Origin of the sequence: Streptococcus suis (assembly GCF_029616525.1) — a bacterium.
GTDB lineage: Bacteria > Bacillota > Bacilli > Lactobacillales > Streptococcaceae > Streptococcus > Streptococcus suis_AF.
In genome coordinates this window covers 1-26,493 of the sequence record NZ_JANFME010000002.1, presented here as the reverse complement: position 1 = coordinate 26,493, position 26,493 = coordinate 1, and the positions used below count along the sequence as shown (strand labels likewise).

Sequence of the window (26,493 nt, the reverse complement as noted above, 5' to 3'; positions counted from 1 at the left end):
TAAAATATATGCGACACTCTATTGTAAAGAGAGAGGATAGACTAGCTATCCTTAGGCACGATGTCAATTATATGCGACAGTTGGTTGTAAAAAAATGTGGGAGACCTCCCTGTTGATGTCAACTATATGTGACATGTTTCTTTACTGTTAGTATATACCTGTTCATATAAGTTGTCAACTATATTTGACAGTTTTTTTGTAAAAAGTTTGCAACAACTTTTTATTTTAATTTGTGGTACAATAGAAAAGATATGACCAAGGAATTTAATCACACAACTGTTCTCTTGCATGAGACAGTCGATATGTTAGACATCAAACCAAATGGAATTTATGTAGATGCAACGCTGGGTGGAGCAGGGCATAGTGAGTATCTGCTCAGTCAGTTGACGGATGGGGGGCATCTTTATGCCTTTGATCAGGATCAGACTGCTATTGATCATGCCCATATTCGCTTGGCATCCTACATTGAAAAAGGACAAGTGACCTTTATCAGGGATAATTTTCGCAATCTCAAGACTCGCTTGGCGGAGCTAGGTGTAACAGAGATTGATGGGATTTGTTATGATTTAGGAGTATCTAGTCCACAGTTGGATGAGCGGGAGCGTGGCTTTTCTTACAAACAAGATGCGCCACTTGATATGCGGATGAACCGTGATGGACATTTGACGGCTTATGATGTGGTCAATAACTATGACTATCACGACTTGGTACGGATTTTCTTTAAATACGGTGAGGATAAATTTTCCAAGCAGATTGCTCGTAAGATTGAACAGGCGCGTGCGGTCAAGCCGATTGAAACAACGACTGAGTTGGCAGAGCTGATCAAATCTGCCAAGCCAGCCAAGGAACTTAAGAAGAAGGGGCATCCTGCTAAGCAGATTTTCCAAGCTATTCGGATTGAGGTCAACGATGAGTTGGGAGCAGCAGACGAATCTATCCAGCAGGCCATTGACTTATTGGCTCTGGATGGACGAATTTCTGTTATTACTTTCCATTCCTTAGAAGATCGTCTGACCAAACAACTCTTTAAGGAAGCAAGTACGATTGATGTTCCAAAAGGTTTGCCATTTATTCCAGACGACTTGAAGGCGCCACTTGAATTGGTCAATCGTAAGCCGATTTTGCCAAGTCAAGAGGAGCTAGAAGATAATAATCGTGCGCATTCAGCCAAACTGCGTGTAGCTAAGAAAGTACATAAATAGGAGAGAGTCTATGTTGCAAGAAAAACGTAGAGAAGCCACTATGCGGGTTATCGGTGATAAAATTAGAACCTTCACACGTGTAGAAAAAGCCTTCTATTCAAGCATCGTATTATCTGGATTAGCCCTTGCGATAGGAATTATCTTTATGCAAACGCGGCTTTTGCAACTTCAATCTAGCATGGCCAAAGTCAATCAAGATATTAGCCAAAAACAGATTGAAATCAACGATGCTAAGCAAGCTGTCAATGAATTGACACGTTCAGCTCGCTTGATGGAAATTGCTGAAAAAGCTGGATTAACTTTTAATAATGACAATATTGGAGTAGCCGAATAATGCCCAGAAGAAATAATAAACTCTTGCGGTATGTCTTGAAAAAACGATATGTTCCGTCAAAAAATCGTCGAAGAGTAGGACAGAGTCTACTTCTTTTGACGGTTTTCGTCTTTTTTCTCTTTTTAATCAACTTTGCCTATATTATCGGCACCGATAGTAAATTTGGGGTGGACTTGTCAGAGAGAGCTGATGCGGTACACCAGCGTGAAGTTACCGTTCAAGCTAAACGGGGGACGATATACGACCGTACAGGAATTCCTATTGCAGAAGATTCAACGACCTATACAGTCTATGCAATCATTGACACAGAATATGTGTCAGAACTGAAAAAAGTTTTATATGTGCAGTCTTCTCAGTTCAGCAAAGTAGCAGAAATCTTTAAAAAGCATCTCGGAATGGAGACAGATTATGTTATGGAGCAGCTGAATCAACCTGAACTGAAGCAGGTATACTTTGGGACCTTAGGTAAGAATATCTCCTATAGTACGATGTCCTCAATCCAAGAAGAGATGAAGGCGGCAGGTATTGAAGGGATTGCCTTTAATGCTAGTCCAGGACGGATGTATCCGAATGGAAATTTTGCCTCAATTTTTGTTGGCTTGGCTAACTTAATTGAAAATAAGGATGGTAGTCATAGTCTTCAAGGTATGAGTGGGATGGAATATTATTTGAATGACATCCTTGCAGGTCAAGATGGTAAGGTTATCTATGAAAAAGATAGTCAAGGTAGGGTACTGCCTGGTACGGAATCTGTCGAACAAGAAACGGTTAATGGCCAAGATGTATATACAACAATTTCGGCAGATTTACAACGTTCCTTAGAAACCAATATGAATACATTCTTTGATACGGCAAAAGGTAAGTATGCAAACGCAACACTTGTTTCTGCCAAGACAGGAGAAATTTTAGCGACCACACAACGTCCAAGTTATGATTCGGATACCAAAGAAGGTCTTGGTGAGGAAGGTTTGCTAGAGCGTTCGTTACTTTACCAAGAAGCCTTTGAGCCGGGATCAACCATGAAGGTTTTGACAGTAGCTTCTGCAATTGATAATGGTACATTTGATCCAAATGCATATTACACAAATAATGAATACGTAATTGCAGACGCAAAAATCAATGACTGGACTTTAAACGCTGGCCAATCAGCTGTTACGTTAAATTTTGCTCAGGGTTTTTCACTCTCAAGTAACGTCGGAATGACTTTGTTACAACAAGAAATGGGTGACGAAAAATGGCTAAATTACCTGACAAAATTTCGTTATGGCTATCCAACGCGTTTCGGAATGGGAGATGAAGCACCCGGCTTAGTTCCGGAAGACAATATTGTCACAATCGCAATGTCAACTTTTGGTCAAGGTATTTCAGCTAACCAAGTTCAAATGCTTCGAAGCTTCTCAGCCATTGCAAATAACGGAATTATGTTGGAGCCGAAGTTTATTTCTGCTCTCTACAATCCAAATTCTGATTCAGTGAGAATTGCGACGAAAGAAGAAATCGGAAATCCAGTCTCAGAGCAGGCGGCAGATGCTACCTTAGGGTATATGATAAATGTTGGAACGGACCCAGTCTTTGGTACCTTATATTCTCACGATTTACAAGGACCGGCTATTCAGGTTGAAGGCTATGATATTGCCATGAAATCAGGATCTGCGGAGATTGCAAGTGAAGATGGTCTAGGCTACATAAAAGGAGCCTATACTAACTCAGTAGTAGCCATGATTCCTGCTGAGGATCCAGAATTTATCATGTATGTGACTATTCGTCAACCAGAAGTATTGAGTGTCTTATCGTGGAATACTATTGTAAGCCCGACTTTGAAAGAAGCTATGCTACTAAAAGATAATTTAAATTTAGATGTGCCAGCCTCTAATCTCTCACTCTTGACAAATGAGACGGAATATAAGTTGCCAGATATTGTCGGTAAGGCACCTGGTGAAACAGCAGAAGAATTACGTCGAAATCTAGTGCAACCAGTCATTCTGGGGAATGGTTCTGAAATCAAGCAGGCTTCTGTAGAGAAGGGGACCGCAGTATCAGCTAATCAACAGGTACTCTTGCTAACTAACAAATTTGAAGAGATGCCGGATTTGTACGCTGTTACAAAAGAGAATATGGACTTGATTGCTGAATGGACCGGCATTGAAGTGACCTATGAAGGTCAGGGGGCGAAAGTTATTGATCAAAGTGTCGAAGTTGGTACAAAGCTAAACAAAACTAAGAATATTACAGTTACATTAGGAGACTAATATGCAATTTACAATTTTATCGGGAGTAGTTGCTTTTATAGTAACGGTTATCCTGATACCACGTTTTATTACCTTTTATCAAGCCAAACGCATCGAAGGTCAGCAGATGCATGAGGATGTGAAGCAACACCAGTTTAAGGCCGGAACCCCAACCATGGGTGGAACTGTCTTTCTGGTAGTAGCGATTATTGTTAGCTTCCTCTTTGCGGCTAGTTTGAAAATGCTAACGGGTGGCGTCTTAGCCATTCTCTTCATACTAGCCCTTTATGGACTAGTTGGATTTTTGGATGATTTCTTGAAAATTTTCCGTAAAATCAATGAGGGACTCAATCCCAAACAAAAGCTAGCCTTGCAAATCTTGGGTGGACTAGTTTTCTACTTTGTCCATGTACGAGGTTCAGGTGGTGGTGAACTTAATGTTTTTGGGCATATTATCAATCTAGGAGTACTCTATCTACCATTTGTTTTGTTCTGGTTAGTCGGTTTTTCTAATGCAGTCAATTTGACTGATGGCATTGATGGTTTGGCTTCTATCTCAGTTGTTATCAGCTTGTTAGCTTACTCAGTCATTGCTTACAATGAGCAGAAATTTGATATTCTTCTGGTCTGTGTAACCATGATTGGTGGTTTGCTCGGTTTCTTCGTCTATAACCGTAAACCAGCCAAGATTTTCATGGGTGATGTGGGAAGTTTGGCACTTGGTGGCATGCTAGCGACTATTTCCATTGCCCTCCGTCAAGAATGGACTCTTCTTCTAATCGGTCTGGTCTATGTTATTGAAACATCATCTGTTATGTTGCAGGTTTCATATTTCAAATACACCAAAAAACGCTTTGGAGAAGGTCGTCGTATCTTCCGAATGACTCCTTTCCACCACCATTTAGAATTAGGTGGTTTGACTGGTAAGTCTGAAAAATGGAGTGAATGGCAGGTTGACTTCTTTTTATGGTCAGTTGGACTTGTCATGAGCTTGATTACCCTGGCTATTCTTTATCTATAGATTTTCAGAAACAGCAGAAATGCTGTTTTTTTACCTTGACAAATATGGTCGGGGGGGATAGAGAGAATTGGTGGAGGATAAAAATGGAACAATTCAATCAAGAACAGTTATATGGAGTGGTTATTCAAACCATGACAGCTGCTAGTCAACTTCCTATGGTTAAAGTCAATCGGGAAGAATTTTTGAAGACTCGTTTTAAAGATAGTCCCTATCTAGATAAAATTATTGCGGATGGACCAACGGCGGTCTTCACTACAAAAGCTTTGCGTAAGGAAGCTGAAAAAATCATTAATGATATGACTACGAAAACATCTTTGATTTCTTTCGCAGCTGGTTTACCGGGGAATCCATTTACAGCGGTGGCGGCAGGTACTGCTGATATAGCTCAGTATTTTGGTTTTGCCTTGAATTTGTCGCAACAAATCGCTTATCTTTTTGGTGAAGATGAATTATTTGTTGGTGAAGGGAAGGAAATTTCAGAAGAGGTTCAAATCCGCATTATTGCCTACATTGGTGTCATGTTTGGAGCAGGTGGTTCAGCAGTTCTTCTCAATAAAGTATCCAAGACTGTCGGAGCTAATATCGGTAAAAAAGTAGCTATGCAGGCTTTGTAGGCTGGGCAAAAAGCCCAACCTCGCTTCTCAGGGTTCGTGTCAACATCTCAGCGCAGTGGTTGATTGGCAGATTTGTTCGTGTCTTACACTCCAAATCTGACCTCTACGACTGTTGCGAACAGAGTTCGCCTTATTTCCAACCTCCAACTGTCTTCCAGACAGTTGGAGCTGTACGGGGGTGGGAGTAAAATAGTCCAGTGGACTACTTTAGCCCGAACCTACTTTTTGGAAGTGATGGGAACTCTTTTTTTGACCAGTCGAGTTCTTTCCCGCTCCCATCCCTTGGTGAAAAAGGTAGCCGCAGTGATTGGTGTGAAAATTACCAAAAAGACTGTTGAAAAGACCATTGCCAATGCAGTTCCTATTTTGGGTGGTCTGATTTCAGGAGGTTTGACCTATTTTACCTTCCAGCCCATGGGAGGGATGTTGGCAGACACATTTGTGAAAAAAATAAATGGTGATTTTGATGGCGAATTAGAACTCACTGAGGCCTTTAAAGCAAGTTTGGAAGAAGAGAAGGAACTTGGAATTATTGAGGCAGAATTTACTGAAGCAAGCGAGAGTTGATTAGGGCGGGTATCCGTCCTTTTTGCTTGTCCACCTAAATCGTGCTATAATAGAGAGCAGTACAACTAAAGAGGGAACTATGAAATTTACAGATATGAAACTCAAGCCTTATATTCAGGAGGCTTTGAAAGAAATTAACTTTGTCCAACCGACAGAAGTTCAGGAGAAATTGATTCCTGTTGTTTTGTCAGGGCGAGACTTGATAGGGGAATCAAAAACAGGTTCGGGTAAGACCCATACCTTCTTGATCCCTATTTTCCAAAAATTAAGTGAGGAATTGGACCAAGTTCAGGCTGTTATTACAGCCCCATCTCGTGAACTGGCTACTCAGATTTATCAAGCGGCACGCCAGTTGGCAAGTCATTCGGACATCGAAGTTCGTGTGACCAATTATGTTGGCGGTACGGATAAGAACCGTCAAATTGACAAGCTTCAAGCTAGTCAGCCTCACATTGTTGTTGGGACACCAGGGCGTATCTATGATTTGGTCAAATCAGGTGACCTTGCTATCCATAAAGCCAAAACCTTTGTGGTGGATGAGGCAGATATGACCTTGGACATGGGCTTTTTGGAAACAGTTGATAAGATTGCTGGCAGCCTGCCAAAAGACTTACAATTTATGGTCTTTTCAGCGACCATTCCGCAGAAACTCCAACCGTTTTTGAAAAAATACTTGTCCAATCCAGTCATGGAACAAATCAAGACCCATACGGTCATTTCAGATACCATTGAAAACTGGCTGATTTCAACCAAGGGGCGTGACCGTAATGCTCAAATCTTGGAAGTAACCAAGCTCATGCAACCTTACTTGGCCATGATTTTTGTCAATACAAAGACACGTGCAGATGAATTGCATAGCTATTTGACTGCGAATGGTCTTCGTGTCGCAAAGATTCATGGGGATATTCCTCCACGTGAGCGCAAGCGGATGATGAACCAGGTGAAGAACTTGGACTATCAATACATTGTTGCAACGGATTTAGCAGCACGTGGGATTGATATTGAGGGCGTCAGTCATGTCATCAATGATGCAATTCCTCAAGACCTTTCCTTCTTTGTCCACCGTGTGGGGCGCACAGGTCGTAATGGTTTATCAGGCATTGCCATTACCCTTTATCAGCCAAGCGATGATGCAGATATTCGAGAGCTAGAAAAACTCAATATCAAATTCTTGCCAAAAGAAATGAAAAATGGCGAATTTGTCGATACCTACGACCGTGACCGCCGTGCTAACCGTGAAAAATCTCGTGAAAAACTAGATTTGGAAATGATTGGCTTGGTCAAGAAGAAAAAGAAAAAAGTCAAACCAGGCTACAAGAAGAAAATTCAATGGGCTGTTGATGAAAAACGTCGCAAGACCAAGCGAGTTGAAGCGCGTGCAAAGGGTCGTGCAGAACGTAAAGCCAAGCGTCAAACCTTTTAAAGTAATCGAGGAAAAAGATGTTACAAAACATTCTAAGTTTTTATTTACAAGGATTGCTAATAGCTTCCTTGTTGATTATCACTTCTAGTCTGGTCTGGTTCATCTGGCGTGCGACAAAGGGTGTGGATAAAACCTTGCAAGAACGACAAGATTTCTTGTTTGATTTGTTGATGATTAATGTGATGACAATCCCCATTGCAGCCTTTGGAGTAGTGGGAATCTTATTAATGTTTAAAGCGTAGAAGGAAAAAGTATATGTACGATACAGTTGTAATTGGTGCGGGTCCTGCGGGGATGACTGCAGCTCTTTATGCAGGGCGTAGCAATTTAAAGGTAGCTCTTTTGGAACGTGGTATTTATGGTGGTCAGATGAATAATACTGCGGAAATTGAAAACTATCCAGGCTATGACCATATTTCAGGTCCAGCCTTGGCTGAAAAAATGTTTGAACCCTTGGAAAAATTCGGTGTGGACCATATTTTTGGCACCCTAGTCCGTATTGAGGAAGAAGGACAAATTAAGAAAGTGATTACTGAGGATGGTGTTTTGGAGACAAAGACAGTCGTTCTAGCCATGGGGGCAAAACACCGTTTGTTAGGTATTCCAGGTGAGGATACTTACAATAGCCGTGGTGTCTCATATTGTGCAGTCTGTGACGGTGCCTTCTTCCGTGGACAAAAACTCTTGGTTGTCGGTGGTGGAGATTCTGCGGTTGAAGAAGCTCTCTTTTTGACGCAATTTGCGGAGTCTGTGACAATTGTTCACCGCCGTGACCAACTTCGTGCTCAAAAAGTCATCCAAGATCGCGCCTTTGCCAATGAAAAAATTAACTTCATCTGGGATAGTGTAGTCGAAGAAATCAAGGGCGATGACTTACGTGTACAAAGCGTGGTTATCAAAAATGTGAAAACTGAAGAAGTCAGTGAACTTGATTTCGGAGGTGTTTTTATCTATGTCGGTCTGGATCCGATGACTGATACAGTTGCGGACCTAGGAATTACAGACGAAGCTGGTTGGGTTATCACTAATGAAAAGATGGAAACGACTCGATCAGGCATCTATGCCATCGGTGACATTCGCCAAAATCAACTGCGTCAGATTGCGACGGCTGTTGGAAATGGAGCGGTTGCTGGACAAGAAGTCTATAACTACATCACAGAACTAGCTGAATAGGGGAATACAATGTTTCATATTTACGATATTCAGAAAAATCCAGATGGAATCTCCTTTGATAAAACCTTGGATTTACAGGAAGAATTGCAAGCTCGAAATGGTGAAGTTCTAGGATTGTCACCTGTACAAGTATCTGGTAATGTTCGATTTGAGTCAGGCTTCTTTTTCTTGGACTATCAGATGACTTATGATATTACCTTGGCATCCAGTCGTTCTTTGCAACCAGTTGTTTTGCATGAGGTCCAAAACGTCAATGAACTCTTTGTTGCCAATGAAGCAGTTCTTAAAGAACAAGATTTGATTGATGAGGATATGGTACTGGTAGTAGAAGATGACCACATTGTCCTTGATGAGAGTGTAGCAGATAATATTTTACTGGCTATACCAATCAAAGTCTTGACACCTGAAGAAGAAGCTGGACAGGAACTACCATCTGGTCAAGCTTGGGCTTTAATGACTGAAGAAGATTTTCAACAAAAAGCTCAAGAGAAAAAAGAGGCCAATAGTCCTTTTGCCCAATTACAAGGGTTATTTGGAGATGAGGACTAACTCAGATTGGCAAGATAGTTAAATTATCTGAAAATTCTTGTCAATTTTAAGCTTTCGGTGTATAATAAAAGAGATACAAATTAGAGGAGTAAACAAATGACTAAAGCAAATTTTGGTGTTGTAGGGATGGCCGTTATGGGCCGCAACCTTGCGCTTAACGTTGAATCACGTGGCTACTCAGTAGCTATTTACAACCGCTCTGCTGATAAAACAGAAGATGTTGTTGCAAGCAACCCAGGTAAAAACTTGGTACCAAGTTACGATGTGGAAAGCTTTGTGGCATCTATCGAAAAACCACGTCGCATCATGCTTATGGTCCAAGCTGGTCCTGGTACAGATGCAACCATTCAAGCGCTCTTGCCACACTTGGATGAAGGTGACATTTTGATCGATGGTGGTAATACTTTCTACGAAGACACTATCCGTCGTTCAAAAGAATTGGCAAACTCAGGTATTAACTTCATCGGTACAGGTGTATCTGGTGGTGAAAAAGGAGCCCTTGAAGGTCCATCTATCATGCCTGGTGGTCAAAAAGAGGCTTACGAATTGGTTGCAGATGTCTTGGAAGAAATTTCAGCAAAAGCACCAGAAGATGGGGCACCATGTGTGACTTATATCGGTCCAGATGGAGCTGGTCACTACGTAAAAATGGTACACAACGGTATCGAGTATGGCGACATGCAATTGATTGCGGAGTCTTATGACCTCATGCAACACTTACTCGGTTTATCAGTGGATGAAATGGCTGACATCTTTACTGAGTGGAACAAAGGCGAATTGGATAGCTACTTGATTGAAATCACGGCTGATATCTTGAAGCGTAAGGATGATCAAGGTCAAGATGGACCAATCGTTGATTACATTTTGGATGCGGCTGGTAACAAGGGAACTGGTAAATGGACAAGTCAATCATCACTTGACTTGGGTGTGCCATTGTCATTGATTACAGAATCTGTATTTGCTCGTTATATCTCAACCTACAAAGATGAGCGTGTGGCAGCAAGCAAGGTCCTTCCAAAACCAGCTCCGTTTGCATACGAAGGCGACAAGGCTGAATTGGTAGAAAAAATCCGTCAAGCATTGTACTTCTCAAAAATCATGTCTTATGCACAAGGTTTTGCACAGTTGCGCGTAGCATCAAAAGAAAACAACTGGAACTTGCCATTTGGTGAAATCGCAAAAATCTGGCGTGCAGGTTGTATCATCCGCGCTCGCTTCTTGCAAAAAATCACAGATGCCTACGGACGTGATGAAGACTTGGCAAACTTGCTCTTGGATGAGTACTTCCTTGATGTAACAGCTAAGTATCAACAGGCAGTTCGTGATGTTGTTGCCTTGGCAGTTCAATCAGGAGTTCCTGTACCAACATTCTCAGCAGCTATTACCTACTTCGATAGCTACCGTGCTGAAAACTTGCCAGCGAACTTGATTCAAGCACAACGTGACTACTTTGGTGCTCACACTTATAACCGTAAAGATAAAGAAGGAATCTTCCATTACGACTGGTATAGCGAATCAAAATAGAAAAGATGGGCGTGGAAGCGCCCTTCTTTCTAGTCATAATACGATTCCTACACCATTTGAAAGAATAGAAAAGGATGGACAATGGCTAAGAAAATTTTGATTGCTGGTAAAGAACGCAATCTCTCGCATTTTGTTTCCATGGAATTGCAGAAAAAAGACTATCTTGTTGATTATGCATCGACAGGGAAAGAGGCTATGTCCTTGGCACATGAAACGGATTTTGACTTGATTCTGATGAGTTTTCAGCTTTCAGACATGTCCAGCAAGGAATTGGCTACAGAACTATTAGCGATAAAACCAGCCACGGTCATGATTGTGGTAGTTGAGCCGACAGAAGTTAGTCAATATGGGGAAGAAGTCCTCTCTTATGCTGTTTCCTACGTAGTGAAGCCCTTTGTCATCAGTGATTTAGTGGAGCAAATCTCTGCGATTTTTCGTGGTCGTGATTTTATTGACAATAACTGTAAACAGGTTCACATGCATGCGGCCTATCGTGATTTGAAGGTTGATTTTCAAAATCGAACAGTGACTCGAGGTGATGAATTGATTAATTTGACCCGCCGAGAGTATGATCTGTTGGCGACCTTAATGAATAGCCCAGAGCCTGTTAGTCGAGAACAACTTCTTGAGCGTGTTTGGAAATATGAAGCGGCTTCTGAGACCAATGTCGTCGATGTATATATTCGCTATCTACGTGGTAAACTGGATTTGCCACATCAAGATTCATATATAAAAACAGTTCGTGGTGTCGGATATGCCATGCGCGATTGATTTAGAGTAGAGAGGAGGGAAGCTTTCCCTCTTTCTTTTTCTATAAGCGTGTGATAAAATAATAGCCAATAAGTAAGAATGGAAAAGTTATGAATACATCATTTAAAGAAAAAGTCATATTGATACTCTTATCTGGAGCGACATTGTTAGCTGTTCTCAACTGGTCTAGTATTTATGGAGCTATTCAACAATTATTAGGTAGTATGAATTCGCTTTTTATTGGAGCTATTTTTGCCTTTATTCTCAATGTTCCCATGAAAAAATTAGAAGATCAGTTTGAAAAAATTTCTTTTTTAAAGAAATCCAAGCGGTCTTTGGCAATTGTTGGAGTATTAATTGGATTTGCTTTAATTGTGACAGGACTGGTGGTGATTGTTCTTCCTACATTGGTGACGACTGTTTCAGAACTGGTTTCGGTTAGCAGCACAGCCATTCCAAAATCGGTAAATGCTCTAACTAATTTTCTTGAATCAAATGGTCTTTTGTCGGGACAAATCGGAGACCAGATTGCCAGCTTTTTGGATCAGTTGAAGAATTTAACACTTATTTCAAGTTTGGTCACACCGATTTTATCTGGCTTGGTGTCCAATGTGACGGGGATTTTTTCGAACACTATGACGTTGATAATGGCTTTCTTCTTCACTCTAGCGATTTTAGGGAGCAAGGAACACTTGCAGGCGATGACGAGAAAGTTCTTGCAGGCTACCTTGCCGGAGAAGGCTGTCAGAGTAGTGAACTATATTGGAGAAGTTATTGTTGATACCTATGACCGATTCTTGATGAGTCAGATTGTTGAGGCGTGTATCATTGGGACACTTGTCTTTGTTAGTTATTCGCTCTCAGGAATTCCTTATGCCAGCATGGCTGGTATTTTGGCTGGGGTCCTATCATTTGTACCTTATATCGGTCCCTTTTCAGCGTGTTTGATTAGTGCACTCTTTGTGGCGGTACAAAATCCGCTCTTGGCACTCTGGTCTATCGTACTCTTCCAGATTCTTCAGTTGATTGAAGGGAATGTGATTTACCCGCGCGTGGTTGGTCAATCAGTTGGTCTTCCGACCCTATTTACCCTGGCTGCAGCCTTGATTGGTGGTAATTTGTTTGGCCTACTTGGTATGGTCTTCTTTACCCCAATTTTTGCGGTTGTCTACCGCCTGGTTCGTGAATGGGTTGCCAGTCGATTGAAAAAGCAAGATGAATTATTGGTAGAAAGTGAGTAATTCTCGCTTTCTTTTATTTTTGTCATTTTTATGCTATACTGAAGTGATAAAGTTTATGTAGGAGAAAGAGTATGCGTTGTCCAAAATGTCAGAGTTTGAAATCAAGTGTCATTGATAGTCGTCAGGCTGAAGATGGCAATACCATCCGTCGTCGTCGTTCCTGCGACCAATGTGGTCAACGTTTTACCACCTATGAACGGATTGAAGAGAAAACTCTAGTCGTTGTGAAAAAAGACGGAACTAGAGAGCAGTTTTCACGTGAAAAGATTTTCAATGGGATTATTCGCTCTGCTCAAAAGCGCCCTGTGTCAACCGATGATATTGATGAAGTGGTGAATCGGATTGAACAGAAGGTTCGAGCACAAGGTGATAGTGAAATAGAATCCGATGTCATTGGGAATTTGGTAATGGAAGAATTGGTCGAATTGGATGAAATCACCTATGTGCGTTTTGCATCGGTTTATCGTTCTTTCAAAGATGTTGGAGAGCTAGAAAATTTGCTTAAGCAGATGATCTCCAAAGGAAGTAAGGTAAAACCGGGAAAAAAAGATGAAACCAAATGATTTATTTGCCTATATAAAAATCAGCCCGTTTACACCTGATATTGTCAGTCTTAGCCAATGCTACCAGCCGATTATCGGTTTTGATGCATTAGCGCTTTATTATTACTTTTATAGTTTTGCCGATCAAGGGCAAGGACGTTACAAATGGACTGTCATTCTCAATCACATGGATTTTGGGATGAATCGTTTGGAGAAGGCTCTGGATGTTCTGACTGCCATGGGGCTCCTAGAACTCTATCGTGCAGATGAATTAACAGGTTTGGCGCTACAAGCCCCTCTGACCGTAAAGAGTTTTTTAGCGAAACCCTTGTATAAGAACTTGTTGGCAAGGAAGATTGGAGAGTCAAGCATGGAGAATCTGCTTGTTCACCAACCCAATCAAGAACAAAATATTTCAAAAACATTTTCTCAGGTCTTTACCATGGATGGGCAGGCTCCAGTTGTTTTTGAATCGAAACATGATTTTGACTGGTCTGCCTTCAAGGCATTAATGGCTAAAGATAAGCTTCTTTTTCAGGATGAAGCTGAGGATGTTATTGCGCTTAGTTACATAGCAGAGCAGGCAGGGTGGACCTGGTTGGAAACCTATCGGCAGGCTAAAGCAACAGCTATTGGACAGACGATCTCGACCAAACGCTTGCAGCAGTCACGTCAGTCATTGCCAACAGAAAGCGCCAACCTCACTGCCCAAGAACAAGCTATTGTTCGTGAAGCGAAATCAAAATCCAGCCTAACCTTCCTGTCCTTTATCAAGGAGCAACGCAAGGCAGCGGTGACAGGAACAGAACGAAAATGCTTGACGGATTTGGCCAATTTGGGTCTGCTTGACGAAGTTATCAATGTCTTGGTCCTCTATACCTTTAACAAGGTGGACTCAGCCAATCTAAATGAAAAATACGCTATGAAGCTGGGCAATGATTTTTCCTACAAGGGAATTGGCAGTGCAGAGGCAGCTGTTCTTTACCTAAGAGAGTTGAAGACAGGTCAAGTTGTTACCAAGTCGAGCCAGCCACAGAAAAGCAATGTGCCTGAGTGGAGTAAGGAAGAGGTTCAGCAAGGACAAACGCAGGAAGGTCAAGCCAAGTTGGCGGCTCTTTATCGTGAATTAGAAGAAATGGAAAACAAAGGAGGTAGCTGATGAAATCAGTTCAAGACAGGTTGTCGCAAACAACCAATCCAAGTCCAAAATCTTATCAGCAACTCTATCAGGAGATCGTGAGCGATCCTGAAGTCGCTGCTTTTATCAAAAAAGAGGGTTTGACCCAGCAGGAAATCACCCTCTCCATTTCTAAGTTTTTGGAATATATCAGTCAGCGTGACCTCTTTGTCAAGCAGGATGAATCCTATATTGCCAAGGGGTATCAACCTGTTTTGGTTATGAATGAGGGCTATGCGGATGTTTCCTATCTTGAGACAAAAGAATTGGTCGAATACCGTCGTTTGGAAGCTATCAAGAACCGTATCCAGCTCATCAATATGCCTGCGAGTTTGAAGAATGTAACCGTGGCGGATATTGATAAGAGCGATGAAAATCGTGTAGAAGTCATGCTGGCTATTGCAGATTTTGTCAAACGATTTGAGGAAAAACCAAAAGGGCTCTACATCTATGGCAATTTCGGTATTGGAAAAAGTTATTTGATGGCTTATTTAGCCAACCTTTTGTCCAAGACCCATCTTCAATCAACCACCATGCTCCATTATCCAACCTTTGTGGTAGACATAAAAAATGCCATCAAAGATGGTTCTGTCAAGGAGCGAATTGATGAAATCAAGATGGCTCAGGTCTTGGTGCTAGATGACATCGGAGCGGAGCAACATAGTCCGTGGGTACGTGACGATGTATTGCAGGTCATTCTTCAATACCGCATGCAGGAAAATCTGCCGACCTTCTTTACCTCCAATTTCTCCTTTGATGATTTGGAGCGTCATTTCGCCTCTGGCAAGTCTGGTGATGAGACCTGGCAGGCCAAACGGGTTATGGAGCGGATTCGCTATCTGGCTCGCGATTTGCATTTGAAAGGAAATAACCGCCGATGAATGAAACCATTGATTTGATGCTGAACCATACTTCCGTCCGTCGTTTTACTGAGGAGCCAATTGAGGCGGAACATTTGCAAGCTATTATTTCAGCAGGGCGAGCTGCGTCTAGCTGGAAGAATTTCCAGTCTTATTCCATCATTGTGGTGCAGTCGGAGGAGAAAAAACAGGCTCTCTATGATTTTGTGCCCCAGCCAGCTATTTTACAGGCTCAGGCTATTCTGGTTTTTGTGGGCGACCATAATCGTGCCAGCAAGGCGGCTCAACTCCATGGTTCAGACTTTGATGCCAAAGGAACAGAGAATCTCCTGATTTCTTCTGTTGATGCGAGCCTAGCAGGGCAAAATGCCCTCTTGGCAGCGGAAAGCTTAGGTTACGGTGGCGTCTTTATCGGTATGATTCGCCATAAGGCCTTGGCAGTAGCAGAGCTGTTCAACTTGCCAGATTATACCTATCCAATTTTCTGCATTGCCCTGGGTCGACCAGCCCAAAACCATCCTGTTAAACCACGTTTGGAAAGCGAAGCCATTGTCTTTCAGGAAGAATATGTGGAGCAAGGCGTGGAAGTCATCCAAGCCTACGACCAAGTCCAGACAGACTATGCAGGTGCCCGCTAGACAGAAACCTGGTCGGAGCGTATGGTTGCCCAGTTTGGTCAGCCAGAGCAGCCTGAAACCAGGGCTGTATTAGAAAAAAATAAATTATTGTAAACTAGAAGAGGAGGAGCTATGGCTCTACCAACTATCGCCATCGTTGGACGTCCCAATGTTGGAAAATCAACACTATTTAACCGTATTGCGGGGGAACGTATTTCTATCGTAGAAGACGTGGAAGGTGTGACCCGCGACCGTATTTATGCTACTGGTGAGTGGCTTAACCGTAAGTTTTCCTTAATTGATACAGGTGGGATCGATGATGTGGATGCACCTTTCATGGAACAAATCAAGCATCAGGCTGAGATTGCCATGGATGAAGCGGACGTTATCGTCTTTGTTGTATCAGGCAAAGAAGGTGTGACAGATGCCGATGAATATGTATCGCGTATCCTGTATAAGACCAACAAACCAGTCATTTTGGTTGTCAATAAAGTCGATAACCCTGAAATGCGGAACGACATCTACGATTTCTATTCGCTTGGTCTTGGGGATCCCTATCCAGTATCATCTGTGCATGGTATCGGTACAGGGGATGTCTTGGACGCTATCATTGAAAATCTGCCAGTCCAAGAAGCAGAAGAAAATCCAGATATTATCAAGTTCAGCTTGATTGGTCGTCCAAACGTTGGTAAATCAAGTTTGATTAACGCTATTTTGGGTGAAGAGCGCGTGATTGCGTCGCCTGTTGCTGGAACGACTCGTGATGCCATTGATACGCACTTTACAGACCCAGAGGGTCAAGAATTTACCATGATTGATACCGCAGGGATGCGCAAGTCTGGTAAGGTCTATGAAAATACGGAGAAATACTCTGTTATGCGTGCCATGCGTGCCATTGAACGCTCGGATGTCATATTGATGGTTATCAACGCCGAAGAAGGCATTCGTGAGTACGACAAACGCATTGCAGGCTTTGCCCATGAAGCTGGTAAGGGAATGATTATCGTGGTCAACAAGTGGGATACGCTTGAAAAAGACAACCATACCATGAAGCAGTGGGAAGACGATATTCGTGACCAGTTCCAATACTTGTCTTACGCACCGATTATCTTTGTATCAGCCTTGACCAAACAACGCTTGCATAAGTTGCCTGAGATGATCAAGGCCATCAGTGAAAGCCAGAATACCCGTATTCCATCGGCTGTTCTCAACGATGTCATCATGGATGCGATTGCCATCAATCCAACACCGACTGACAAGGGGAAACGTCTCAAGATTTTCTATGCGACTCAGGTTGCGACCAAACCACCGACCTTTGTGGTCTTTGTCAACGAAGAAGAGCTCATGCACTTCTCCTATATGCGTTTCTTGGAAAATCAAATCCGCAAGGCCTTTGTATTTGAAGGAACACCGATTCATCTGATTGCACGGAAACGGAAATAAAGAGGGCAACCTCTTTTTTCTTTGCACCTATTCGTAAATATGCTAGAATGGACTTGGAGGTGTTGGTATGGTAGCGGTTCCGATTTGGCGTTCTTTTTTGATATTGCTTTCTTTTTCATCATTTTTTCTTGTATTTTATGAAGACAGTCAGTATAAGCCTTTCGGCTTTCGTTATTGGCTAGGACTGGTGGCTTGCATCTGGCTCAATTTGGTGACTTTGGTATCCTATTTTATCGCCTTTACTGGTGGTTCAATTATGGTCTATAATCAGTATAAACAGCCATTGGTTGTGATATTCCTTTTTTGTCTATTCGTGGCTAGTATGCTAACCTTACTTTCCTTTAAGGCTATCAAGATGATGATTCGACGAACCAAATATTACCGACAGCTGAGAAAGGAAGTCTAGTATGGAATTTTTTGGTGAGTTGCTAGTTGAGTTTTTGACTGGTCTAGCAGACTTCGATGAAAAGAAACACCCTCCCTTTGGAATTCGCTACTGGCTAGGTTGGTTGGGAGTTCTGATTCATGTCTTACTCCTTGCCTTGCTCACTTGTGTGACCGTCTTCTTTTTCAAGTTTTTCTTGGATGGAAAAGGCTTGATTAACGTAGTAGTGGCAGTTGTTTTCCTGCTATTTGCCCTATTTTGGCTTTGAAAAAGCGGAAAAACAATCTTAAAAATGTGGCAAGCAACGATTTATTATTTAGCTATTCATTAGAGACACCAGTTTACCAGCTGGTGTTTTTTGATACCTATTTAAACAATTCAAATTGAAAATATGCTATAATGAAAAGATAATATTTTAGATATATTTTACAGAAGAGCTGATGATTGGTTGAAGGATAAAGGAGTTAGAATGGGTCGCATGATGCCAGGGCGGATTCGCCAAGAAGGAATTGATTTGTACGAGGCTGGAAAACTGACTGTTCTTCATAGTGAGAATGGAAAGATGGTGCTGGATATTGCTGGTGAGCGCTTTACTTACGGCGATGCAGATAGCGATTTACAGTGTAGTTGCCAGTTATTTCAAAGCAAAGGCTACTGTCAACACCTGGCTGCCACGGAGTATTTTTTAAAAAATGATGCCTCAGGCAAGGATATGAAGCAGTCTTTGAAAGAAGATGGTGAACAACATAAGGAAACCGTCCGTCGGACTTATTTTGGCGGTCTCTTTTTAGATGAAATTTTGCGGCCAGAACCTGAACTGGGGCTTAAGTATCAGTTGTCAGTTGAAGGGAGCTTATTGCCCTATGATCGTCAGATAGATTGGACCTTGAAAATTACCCGCTTGCCAGATACACGTTCGTACATTGTGCGGGACATCGGAGCTTTTTTGCGCATTGTGAAAGCCAACGGTCACTATCAGATAGGTAAAAATTATTATGAGCAAGTTACTTATGAAAATTTTGATGAACCAAGTCAGGCTCTCCTGGATTTTCTCTGGGCCTTGGTACCAGAGAAAGTTGGTATAGATTCGGATATTCTTACTCATTTTGGACGACATTTTCGTCTGCCACAAGCCTATTTTGAGGAGGGGTTGGAGCTGTTAAATCAGCTAGAACATTTTAACTTTTCCTATCAACAGCAGTCCTATTCCTCCTTGATGGTTCTTCCGTTGACAGGGGAGGAAGGGCTCTATCATTTTGAGGTGACCGTTCACACGCAGATGATTGAAATGGTTATTCACGAAAAAACAGTCCGACCTCTTTTTCATGGGCGCTATCTCTTAGTAAATGGCACGGTTTATAGTGTCAATCGCCATCAAGAACATCTGATTTACCAAATTTCCGAACTTGTTCCAACTGAATCAGGTTTGAGAAAAGTGCAGGTGGATTTCCCTGACCAAAATCGTCTGGCTTTAAGCTTGCTGGATTTGCAGACAATTGGGACTGTTAAGGCACCTAAACGCTTCATCATTCATGATTTCAAGCCAGAATTTCATATTCAGATGGAGGCAAATGAAAGTTTATCACTCCAATTGGTTTTGGATTTTGATGGACGTAAGGTAAGGAGTGAAGAAGATTTGGCTCTCCTGCCTTTTGCCAGCCATTTCCAACATTTGGAGAGGGTCTATCAGGCTATTCGTTTAGCTGGCTTTAGGGGAACATATCATGCTCAGAGAGCGGCTCTTAGTCAGCAGGAGATCTATCCATTTTTCCAACAACAATTGCCTATATTACAAAAAATGGGGCAGGTTCATCTAGTAGAAAAGCTCCAGGCTTTATATATTGAAGCCAAACCACAATTAGAAATTGTGCGTAACGGATCACTTTTGGATATTTCGTTTGACTTATCAGGTATTGAACAATCTGAAATCAATCAGGCGATTACAGCCTTGCTGAATCAAGAGGATCACTATACTAGCCCGAGTGGTAAGGTATTTGTTTTTGATGAGGAAACCAAGAAAATCAGTCAAACCCTAATCTATCTGCGGGCCCGTCATGGTAAGGAGGGGCAGGTACAAGTCCATGCTCTTGCCGGTTACCAATTGGCTCAATCCTTGTCACAATTCAACCAAGTCAGTTTCTCCAAGGAATTTGAGGAAATGGCAAGCTATCTAGCTCAGCCGGATTTGTTCCCGCTTCCTGCTGTGGAAGTAACAACGTCACTTAGGGATTATCAGCAGACAGGGCTTAAGTGGTTGACTATGCTGGATACGTATGGTTTTGGTGGAATTTTAGCTGACGACATGGGGCTTGGAAAGACCTTGCAAACTATCGCCTTTCTGTCCAGTCGGATGACAAAAGATTCCAAAGTTTTAATATTGGCACCGTCTAGCTTGATTTATAACTGGTTAGATGAGTGTAAGCGGTTTGCTCCAAGTTTAGATGTGGCTGTTGTCCATGGAAACAAGGAACAGCGTGAAGAAATCATTGCCAATGGTCACCAAGTCTTAGTTACCTCCTATCCATCCTTCAGACAGGATGTTGCACTCTATAGACAGGAACGCTTTGACTACCTCATTTTAGATGAGGCGCAGGTCATGAAGAATGCCCAATCTAAGATTGCACAGCTTCTGCGTGAGTTTGAGGTTGGGAATTGCTTTGTCCTCTCAGGTACGCCGATTGAAAACCATTTGACGGAACTCTGGTCCATTTTCCAAATTGTCTTACCAGGTTTATTGCCAGGCAAACAAGACTTCGGTAAATTAGCAGCCAAGGACATTGCGCGGACCATTCAACCCTTCGTTCTCAGACGTCATAAGGAAGACGTTCTTCAGGAATTGCCTGATTTGATAGAGGTCAATGTACTTAATGAACTGACAGATGAACAAAAAGCCATCTACCTAGCTCAGCTTCAACAAATGCGGACTCAAATAGCTGGCGCAGATGATGCTCAAATCAATCGTAGCAAGATAGAAATCCTATCAGGAATTACTCGCTTACGTCAAATCTGCGATACCCCCAGCCTTTTCATGGAAGAGTTTAGTGGTGAGAGTGGCAAACTTAATAGTTTGAAAGAATTACTCTTGCAGCTAAAAGAAGGTGAACACAGGGTCTTGATATTTTCTCAATTCAGAAATATGCTGGAAAAAATAGAAGAACAGCTGGTAGAAATTGGGATGACATCCTATACTCTGACTGGTTCAACCCCTGCTAACCAACGTCAAGAAATGACACAGGCCTTCAATGCAGGAAGTCGAGATGCCTTTCTCATTTCCTTGAAAGCAGGTGGCGTTGGCTTGAATTTGACAGGTGCAGACACAGTCATCCTAGTCGACCTTTGGTGGAATCCTGCCGTGGAAGCTCAGGCTATCAGTAGGGCTCATCGCATGGGGCAGACTGAAAAGGTTGAATGCTATCGCCTGATTACTAGAGGGACAATCGAAGAGAAGATTCAAGAATTGCAAGAAAATAAAAAGAACCTTGTCAAAACAGTCCTTGATGGCAATGAAAGCCGAGCGAATTTGACGGTTGAGGATATTCGTGAGATTTTAGGGATTGAGTGATATGGAATCAGTTGACTCAGCGTAGAATTAGGAAATAAGGCCTAAGTATGGTATAATAAGGGTTCGAAAGGATGACTTATGATTAGACATGAAAAAAGATTTCCACTAGTCGCAGATGATGAGATACTAGTTGGAGAAAATCCAATTATGAGTTTATATGATGAGAGCGACCTGATTAGCAATATCAGGGGACCCTATCAAGAAAAGGAATTTAGCTGGTCTACCGATTCACAGCGAGTTGCGTCGGCAAAACCAGTAGCACAAACGGAAGATGAGCTTCTGCCTCCTCTGTTTGAAGCTAAGCCAAGCCATTATTCTCGCAAGGAACGCCTTCAGCAACTGACTAAAACGAAGCCTTCTCCAGTGAAAACACAGGGGCAGTTGGCTCGCGAACAGGCTAGAGAAGACTTGAAGAAAAAACGATCAGCAACCTACTTAAGAGATGAAAAACCAGCGCCAGCTAAAGTTGTGGTGAAACCTCCTGTCGTTTCAACAACTGAATCTAAGGCAGGTCGGTTGACACGTTTGGCGGACAACTTACGTCAGACAGACTATATTCTCGCTGATATGCCAGCTGTCTATTCTTTGAAGAAAGAAGATAGAGAACAGGAGCAGGTTATAAAGAAAAATTCGTATGACTTTTTAAGAAAGAGTCAGGTTTACAATTATCCTGAGCGCAGACAACAACGAGATCGCCAAGTGGCACAAGAATTGAATTTGACACATATAGAAGAGGAATAACATGACAAAAACCTATCATTTTATCGGAATTAAGGGATCAGGTATGAGCGCACTTGCTCTTATGTTGCATCAAATGGGGCATAAGGTTCAAGGTAGTGATGTAGAGAAATACTACTTTACACAACGCGGGCTTGAACAAGCTGGGATTCAGATTTTACCGTTTGATGAGAAAAATATTACAGCAGATGTTGAATTGATTGCTGGTAATGCTTTTCGTCCAGATAACAATGTGGAAATCGCTTATGCTGATGCCCAGGGCTATACCTACAAACGTTACCATGAATTTCTAGGTGAATTTATGAAAGGTTTTACGAGCCTCGGTGTTGCTGGTGCCCATGGTAAGACCTCTACAACGGGATTATTGGCACATGTTATGCGCAATATCACAGATACTTCCTTCTTGATTGGTGATGGTACTGGTCGCGGTTCGGCAAATGCTCAGTATTTTGTGTTCGAATCCGATGAATACGAACGTCACTTTGCCCCATACCATCCTGAATACAGCATCATTACCAATATTGATTTTGACCATCCAGATTATTTCACTAGTCTGGAGGATGTTTTCAATGCTTTCAATGATTATGCGAAGCAAGTAAAAAAAGCTCTCTTCGTTTTCGGTGAAGATGAGCAACTTCGTCGTATCACGGCAAATGCTCCAATTTATTACTATGGTTTTGAGGAAAACAACGATTTTGTTGCCTATGACTTGAAGCCTTCTACAAGTGGTTCACAATTCAAAGTTCGCCATGGTGAAGAAGAGTTGGGAGAATTCCAAATTCCAACCTTTGGTAAGCATAATGTGATGAATGCAACAGCTGTTATTGCTAATCTCTATATTGCTGGATTTGATTTGCAACTGGTTGCAGAACATTTGAAGACATTTGGAGGTGTCAAACGTCGCTTTACGGAGAAAATTGTCAATGATACTGTTATCATTGATGACTTTGCTCACCATCCAACGGAAATCATTGCAACTATTGATGCGGCACGTCAGAAGTATCCTAGCAAGGAGTTGGTAGCCATTTTCCAACCACATACATTCACTCGTACCATTGCGCTTCTCGATGAGTTTGCAGATGCTTTGAATGGAGCAGATGCAGTTTACCTTGCTCAAATTTATGGCTCAGCGCGTGAAACAGACAATGGTCAGGTTAAGGTAGAAGATTTGGCGGCTAAAATCAACAAAAAAGGTGGACTTGTTACAGTTGAAAACACTTCACCACTTTTAGACCATGACAATGCAGTATATGTATTTATGGGAGCTGGTGATATTCAGTCCTATGAATACTCCTTCGAAAGACTCTTGTCAAATCTCACAAATAACGTCCAATAAAAAGAAAGACGGAGGCCTATGGCCCCTGTTTTTCCGCTATATAAGGGAGAAAATTATGGAAATTCGTTTTGCTACTCCTTCGGATTTAGAACAAGTTGTTTTGATTGAAAATGCCAATTTTTCTAAAGAAGAACGGATAGCTGAGTCTGTTCTTGCAATTTATCTGAATGCTTTGAGTAAAACCTGTTTAATAATGGAACACGATGGGGAAATAGCAGGATATTTATTATCCTGTCCCTCTGTTTCGCAGACTGTTACAGACGATATTTTTTACTTGACAGAGAGTGACATGCCGACAGGCAGTCACCTAGCTATTGCCAGTCTATCCGTAGCGGATACCTATAAGGGACAGGGAGTGGGGACTCTTTTGTTGGCAGCCATAAAAGAAGTGGCTTCAGCGGGAGGATTTGAAGGAGTTTCCCTGACCTGTAAGGAGTATTTGATTGGCTACTATGAAATGAACCAGTTTGAAGACTTTGGCCCCTCCTTGTCGCAATTTGGAGGACAAATGTGGAGTGATATGTATTGGAAAGCCTTGTAGAAAGGGAAGTTCTTGCAATTCATAAGCCTTTAAGATATAATGTATAGTAACTGTGTGAAAGGAGTAACAGCGTGACAAAGGATACGAATGAAAAAAACACGCAGTCTTCAAGCTTCCGCGATCAAATTTTACGAGATTTGGAAGAATTGAAGGTGAAACGTTTGGCGGAACAATCAGCGGATGTTCTTGTTGATAAGCGTAACGAAATTATCAACGAGCTCCAGCCTAGTCTTGCCGAAGAAAAAGCCCCCCATAGAGAGACTGAAATTGTAAAAGTAGAAGGTATTGCTTTCCCTGATTCATACTTGCCAGAAGAACAGCAAGAATCAGAAGTTATGACGGAAAGTATTGAAGAGCCAACATCAGAAACTTTGGCAACTCCAGAGACTTTTGTGATTGAAAAAGAAGTCATTTCAAGTCCGGTTCCTCAAGATACGGTGGAGCGGAACTTGGAAGAGCTACGAAACCTTGTAGCTGCTAATACTGTAGAATTTGATGAGGCTCCATCAAGCTCATTGGTTTCCGAACCAGTTGAGCCTGTCCTTTCAGAGAAGTCTTCTTTGGAAGATACATTTTTGGAATTTCCAACGGAAGATGTATCAGCTGTAACGGGTGATACAGAGGTTATCTCACTGGAAGAAACAATTGTGGCAACGAAGTCAGTAGCTCCAGTTGCAGCGACAGAAGAGCAGATGCAACCAACACAGTCTAGACGATCATCGTCGCACAGAGCAAACAAGCAACGTCGCCAAAAACAGGATAAAGCCGCTAAACGCATTGTCTCTGTTATCATGTCGATTATTGTAGTGGCAGTTCTAGTGACAGGTCTTACTGGCTATATGTGGGTAAAATCTAGTCTGGAACCAGTCAATACCAAAGCTACAGAAGCTATTCAGGTAGAGATTCCAGAAGGGTCTTCAACGTTAGAAATTGGTAAAATTTTAGTTGATAACAAGTTGATTAAGAATGCTACTATTTTTAATTACTACTCTAAAATTAAGAGCTATAATAATTTCCAAAGTGGTTTTTATAATTTAAAACAAAATATGTCTGTGGATGACATCGCCAAAGCACTTCAAGAAAGTGGCACTCCGACAGCTCAAAAAGAAGCCGCAGGTAAGATTTTGATTGTTGAAGGGTATACACTGACACAAATTGCTCAGGCTATTACAGATAATACCAAGACAGAAGATAAAAATGATAAAACACCATTTACCACAGAACAATTTATGGCTACTGTGACCAACCAAGATTTTATTAATCGAATGGTTGCTACTTATCCAAAATTGTTTGCCAGCTTACCAGCTGCTGATAGTGGAGTTATTTATCAGTTGGAAGGTTACCTCTTCCCAGCGGTTTATGAATACAGCGATGAAACAACTATCGAAGAGCTCGTTGAGCAAATGATTGCCGCGATGGATAATCGTTTACAACCATATTATGAAACGATTGCTGCTAAGAATTTGACTGTAAATGAAGTTCTTACCTTGGCATCTTTGGTTGAAAAAGAAGGTTCTACTGATGAAGATCGTCGAAACATTGCAAGTGTCTTCTTTAACCGCTTGAATGCAGCAATGCCTCTACAATCCAATATTGCAATCTTGTATGCTCAGGGTAAACTTGGTCAAGAAACAACTCTAGCAGAAGATGCAGCGATTGATACATCAATTGAGTCACCATACAACATTTATTGGACACCAGGATTGATGCCTGGACCAGTGGATAGTCCAAGCCTTTCGGCTATCGAGGCAGTGATTAATGCCAACACGACAGACTATCTTTACTTTGTAGCAGATGTTACAACTGGAAATGTTTACTTTACAAATAATATTGATGAACATAATCAAAACGTTGCTAAGTATGTAAATGCACATCTTAATAATGAGTAAATTTTTACAACAAAATTATGTGGTTTTCCACATAATTTTGTTTTCATGAAAAATAAAAGAAAAGGAAAGACAAATGGCAGAAAAAACATATCCAATGACCTTGGAAGAAAAGGAAAAACTAGAAAAAGAATTAGAGGAACTAAAGCTAGTTCGTCGACCAGAAATTGTTGAACGTATTAAAATTGCTCGTTCTTACGGAGACCTTTCAGAAAACTCTGAGTACGAAGCAGCTAAAGATGAACAGGCTTTTGTTGAAGGTCAAATCTCAACAATCGAAACAAAAATTCGCTATGCTGAAATCGTAAACAGTGATGCAGTTGCTGCGGATGAAGTGGCAATTGGTAAGACTGTGACTGTTCAAGAAGTTGGTGAGACCGAGGAAGAAGTCTATCATATCGTTGGTGCTGCAGGTGCAGATGCCTTTGCAAACAAGATTTCAAATGAAAGCCCAATTGGCCATGCTTTGATTGGTAAAAAAACAGGAGATGTTGCAACAATTGAAACACCTGCTGGTAGCTATGATGTAAAAATCTTGAAGGTTGAAAAAACGAAATAAGGTGTGGAGAGAGTCGAAAGATTCTCTCTTTTTGTATAGTCGTTTAGTATATCTTTGATTCCTTCGATGAGCACTGAGGCGAACAGAGTTAGCTTCATCTCCAACCTAAAACTGTCGGCTCTTTGTCAACTGTAGTGGGTAGATGAAAAGCTAACACCTAGAGATGACGAACTTCGTTCTCTCTTTCTTTATGTTCAAAGCAATCAAAATCCGTTTTTTAA

At 41.7% G+C, this 26,493-nt stretch carries 24 protein-coding genes and 2 pseudogenes; all 26 read left to right on the top strand.

Translation table 11 applies throughout. The features are described from left to right. Positions 1 to 251 precede the first annotated feature (251 nt). The 26 genes and pseudogenes from rsmH (at position 252) to greA (ending at position 26,272) form a co-directional block, all read left to right on the top strand. The gene (gene rsmH / locus NOL38_RS01005; protein WP_172090431.1) at positions 252 to 1,202 is read left to right on the top strand and encodes a 16S rRNA (cytosine(1402)-N(4))-methyltransferase RsmH; all 951 of its coding nucleotides are present in this window, start codon (positions 252 to 254) and stop codon (positions 1,200 to 1,202) included. Positions 1,203 to 1,212: 10 nt separating this feature from the next. Then, positions 1,213 to 1,536 carry a cell division protein FtsL gene (gene ftsL, locus NOL38_RS01000; protein ID WP_012027653.1) on the top strand — a complete coding sequence of 108 codons (324 nt, stop codon included), beginning with the start codon at positions 1,213 to 1,215 and terminating at the stop codon, positions 1,534 to 1,536. Then, positions 1,536 to 3,785 (top strand): penicillin-binding protein PBP2X, encoded by a 2,250-nt coding sequence (gene pbp2x / locus NOL38_RS00995; RefSeq protein WP_277941115.1) that lies wholly within the window; start codon positions 1,536 to 1,538, stop codon positions 3,783 to 3,785. Before ftsL ends, pbp2x begins: the two co-directional genes overlap by 1 nt. 1 nt (position 3,786) lies before the next feature. Then, positions 3,787 to 4,785, top strand: a complete 999-nt coding sequence (mraY, locus tag NOL38_RS00990; protein ID WP_277941114.1) for a phospho-N-acetylmuramoyl-pentapeptide-transferase — start codon at positions 3,787 to 3,789, stop codon at positions 4,783 to 4,785. Between the two features lie 83 nt (positions 4,786 to 4,868). Then, positions 4,869 to 5,396 (top strand): annotated as a pseudogene (locus NOL38_RS00985) (hypothetical protein); the annotation flags it as partial. Between the two features lie 237 nt (positions 5,397 to 5,633). Continuing rightward, positions 5,634 to 5,966 carry a PTS lactose transporter subunit IIB gene (locus NOL38_RS00980; protein ID WP_277941113.1) on the top strand — a complete coding sequence of 111 codons (333 nt, stop codon included), beginning with the start codon at positions 5,634 to 5,636 and terminating at the stop codon, positions 5,964 to 5,966. A 79-nt stretch (positions 5,967 to 6,045) separates the two neighbouring features. Continuing rightward, the gene (locus tag NOL38_RS00975; RefSeq protein WP_002936685.1) at positions 6,046 to 7,389 is read left to right on the top strand and encodes a DEAD/DEAH box helicase; all 1,344 of its coding nucleotides are present in this window, start codon (positions 6,046 to 6,048) and stop codon (positions 7,387 to 7,389) included. Positions 7,390 to 7,406: 17 nt separating this feature from the next. Continuing rightward, on the top strand, positions 7,407 to 7,631 hold the full coding sequence (locus NOL38_RS00970; protein WP_002936682.1) for a DUF4059 family protein: 225 nt from the start codon (positions 7,407 to 7,409) through the stop codon (positions 7,629 to 7,631). 13 nt (positions 7,632 to 7,644) lie between these two features. Then, a complete protein-coding gene (gene trxB, locus NOL38_RS00965; protein ID WP_174854778.1) occupies positions 7,645 to 8,562 on the top strand; it encodes a thioredoxin-disulfide reductase in 918 nt (305 codons plus the stop codon). A 9-nt stretch (positions 8,563 to 8,571) separates the two neighbouring features. Then, positions 8,572 to 9,111, top strand: a complete 540-nt coding sequence (locus NOL38_RS00960; protein WP_044692167.1) for a YceD family protein — start codon at positions 8,572 to 8,574, stop codon at positions 9,109 to 9,111. A 96-nt stretch (positions 9,112 to 9,207) separates the two neighbouring features. Then, a complete protein-coding gene (gene gnd, locus NOL38_RS00955) occupies positions 9,208 to 10,635 on the top strand; it encodes an NADP-dependent phosphogluconate dehydrogenase (RefSeq protein ID WP_202054745.1) in 1,428 nt (475 codons plus the stop codon). Positions 10,636 to 10,716: 81 nt separating this feature from the next. After that, entirely contained in the window at positions 10,717 to 11,406 is a 690-nt protein-coding gene (locus NOL38_RS00950) for a response regulator transcription factor (protein WP_012027645.1), read from the top strand. 89 nt (positions 11,407 to 11,495) lie between these two features. After that, complete coding sequence (locus NOL38_RS00945) at positions 11,496 to 12,626, top strand: AI-2E family transporter (protein WP_002942701.1); 1,131 nt, start codon at positions 11,496 to 11,498, stop codon at positions 12,624 to 12,626. A 71-nt stretch (positions 12,627 to 12,697) separates the two neighbouring features. After that, a complete protein-coding gene (gene nrdR / locus NOL38_RS00940) occupies positions 12,698 to 13,189 on the top strand; it encodes a transcriptional regulator NrdR (RefSeq protein WP_002938341.1) in 492 nt (163 codons plus the stop codon). Next, positions 13,176 to 14,327 carry a replication initiation and membrane attachment family protein gene (locus NOL38_RS00935; RefSeq protein ID WP_277941112.1) on the top strand — a complete coding sequence of 384 codons (1,152 nt, stop codon included), beginning with the start codon at positions 13,176 to 13,178 and terminating at the stop codon, positions 14,325 to 14,327. Before nrdR ends, NOL38_RS00935 begins: the two co-directional genes overlap by 14 nt. Then, positions 14,327 to 15,226 (top strand): primosomal protein DnaI, encoded by a 900-nt coding sequence (gene dnaI, locus NOL38_RS00930; RefSeq protein WP_277941111.1) that lies wholly within the window; start codon positions 14,327 to 14,329, stop codon positions 15,224 to 15,226. The genes NOL38_RS00935 and dnaI overlap by 1 nt, the downstream gene beginning before the upstream one ends. Beyond that, a pseudogene (locus tag NOL38_RS00925) lies at positions 15,223 to 15,936 on the top strand (NADPH-dependent oxidoreductase). Before dnaI ends, NOL38_RS00925 begins: the two are co-directional and overlap by 4 nt. Before the next feature lie 18 nt (positions 15,937 to 15,954). Beyond that, positions 15,955 to 17,265: a ribosome biogenesis GTPase Der gene (gene der, locus NOL38_RS00920; RefSeq protein WP_044684118.1), complete on the top strand. Its 1,311-nt coding sequence runs from the start codon at positions 15,955 to 15,957 to the stop codon at positions 17,263 to 17,265. A 67-nt stretch (positions 17,266 to 17,332) separates the two neighbouring features. Beyond that, positions 17,333 to 17,671 carry an MFS transporter gene (locus NOL38_RS10460; protein ID WP_341829385.1) on the top strand — a complete coding sequence of 113 codons (339 nt, stop codon included), beginning with the start codon at positions 17,333 to 17,335 and terminating at the stop codon, positions 17,669 to 17,671. A 1-nt stretch (position 17,672) separates the two neighbouring features. Beyond that, a complete protein-coding gene (locus tag NOL38_RS00915) occupies positions 17,673 to 17,918 on the top strand; it encodes a hypothetical protein (protein WP_277941110.1) in 246 nt (81 codons plus the stop codon). A 201-nt stretch (positions 17,919 to 18,119) separates the two neighbouring features. Continuing rightward, complete coding sequence (locus NOL38_RS00910; RefSeq protein WP_277941109.1) at positions 18,120 to 21,212, top strand: pilus expression-regulating Snf2 family helicase; 3,093 nt, start codon at positions 18,120 to 18,122, stop codon at positions 21,210 to 21,212. Between the two features lie 78 nt (positions 21,213 to 21,290). After that, on the top strand, positions 21,291 to 21,953 hold the full coding sequence (zapJ, locus tag NOL38_RS00905) for a divisome accessory protein ZapJ (protein WP_277941108.1): 663 nt from the start codon (positions 21,291 to 21,293) through the stop codon (positions 21,951 to 21,953). Position 21,954: 1 nt separating this feature from the next. Beyond that, the gene (murC, locus tag NOL38_RS00900) at positions 21,955 to 23,286 is read left to right on the top strand and encodes a UDP-N-acetylmuramate--L-alanine ligase (protein ID WP_024385912.1); all 1,332 of its coding nucleotides are present in this window, start codon (positions 21,955 to 21,957) and stop codon (positions 23,284 to 23,286) included. A 55-nt stretch (positions 23,287 to 23,341) separates the two neighbouring features. Continuing rightward, positions 23,342 to 23,827: a GNAT family N-acetyltransferase gene (locus NOL38_RS00895; protein WP_277941107.1), complete on the top strand. Its 486-nt coding sequence runs from the start codon at positions 23,342 to 23,344 to the stop codon at positions 23,825 to 23,827. A gap of 71 nt (positions 23,828 to 23,898) precedes the next feature. Then, a complete protein-coding gene (gene mltG / locus NOL38_RS00890) occupies positions 23,899 to 25,716 on the top strand; it encodes an endolytic transglycosylase MltG (RefSeq protein WP_277941106.1) in 1,818 nt (605 codons plus the stop codon). A gap of 73 nt (positions 25,717 to 25,789) precedes the next feature. Then, positions 25,790 to 26,272: a transcription elongation factor GreA gene (gene greA, locus NOL38_RS00885; RefSeq protein WP_002938298.1), complete on the top strand. Its 483-nt coding sequence runs from the start codon at positions 25,790 to 25,792 to the stop codon at positions 26,270 to 26,272. Positions 26,273 to 26,493: the final 221 nt, after the last annotated feature.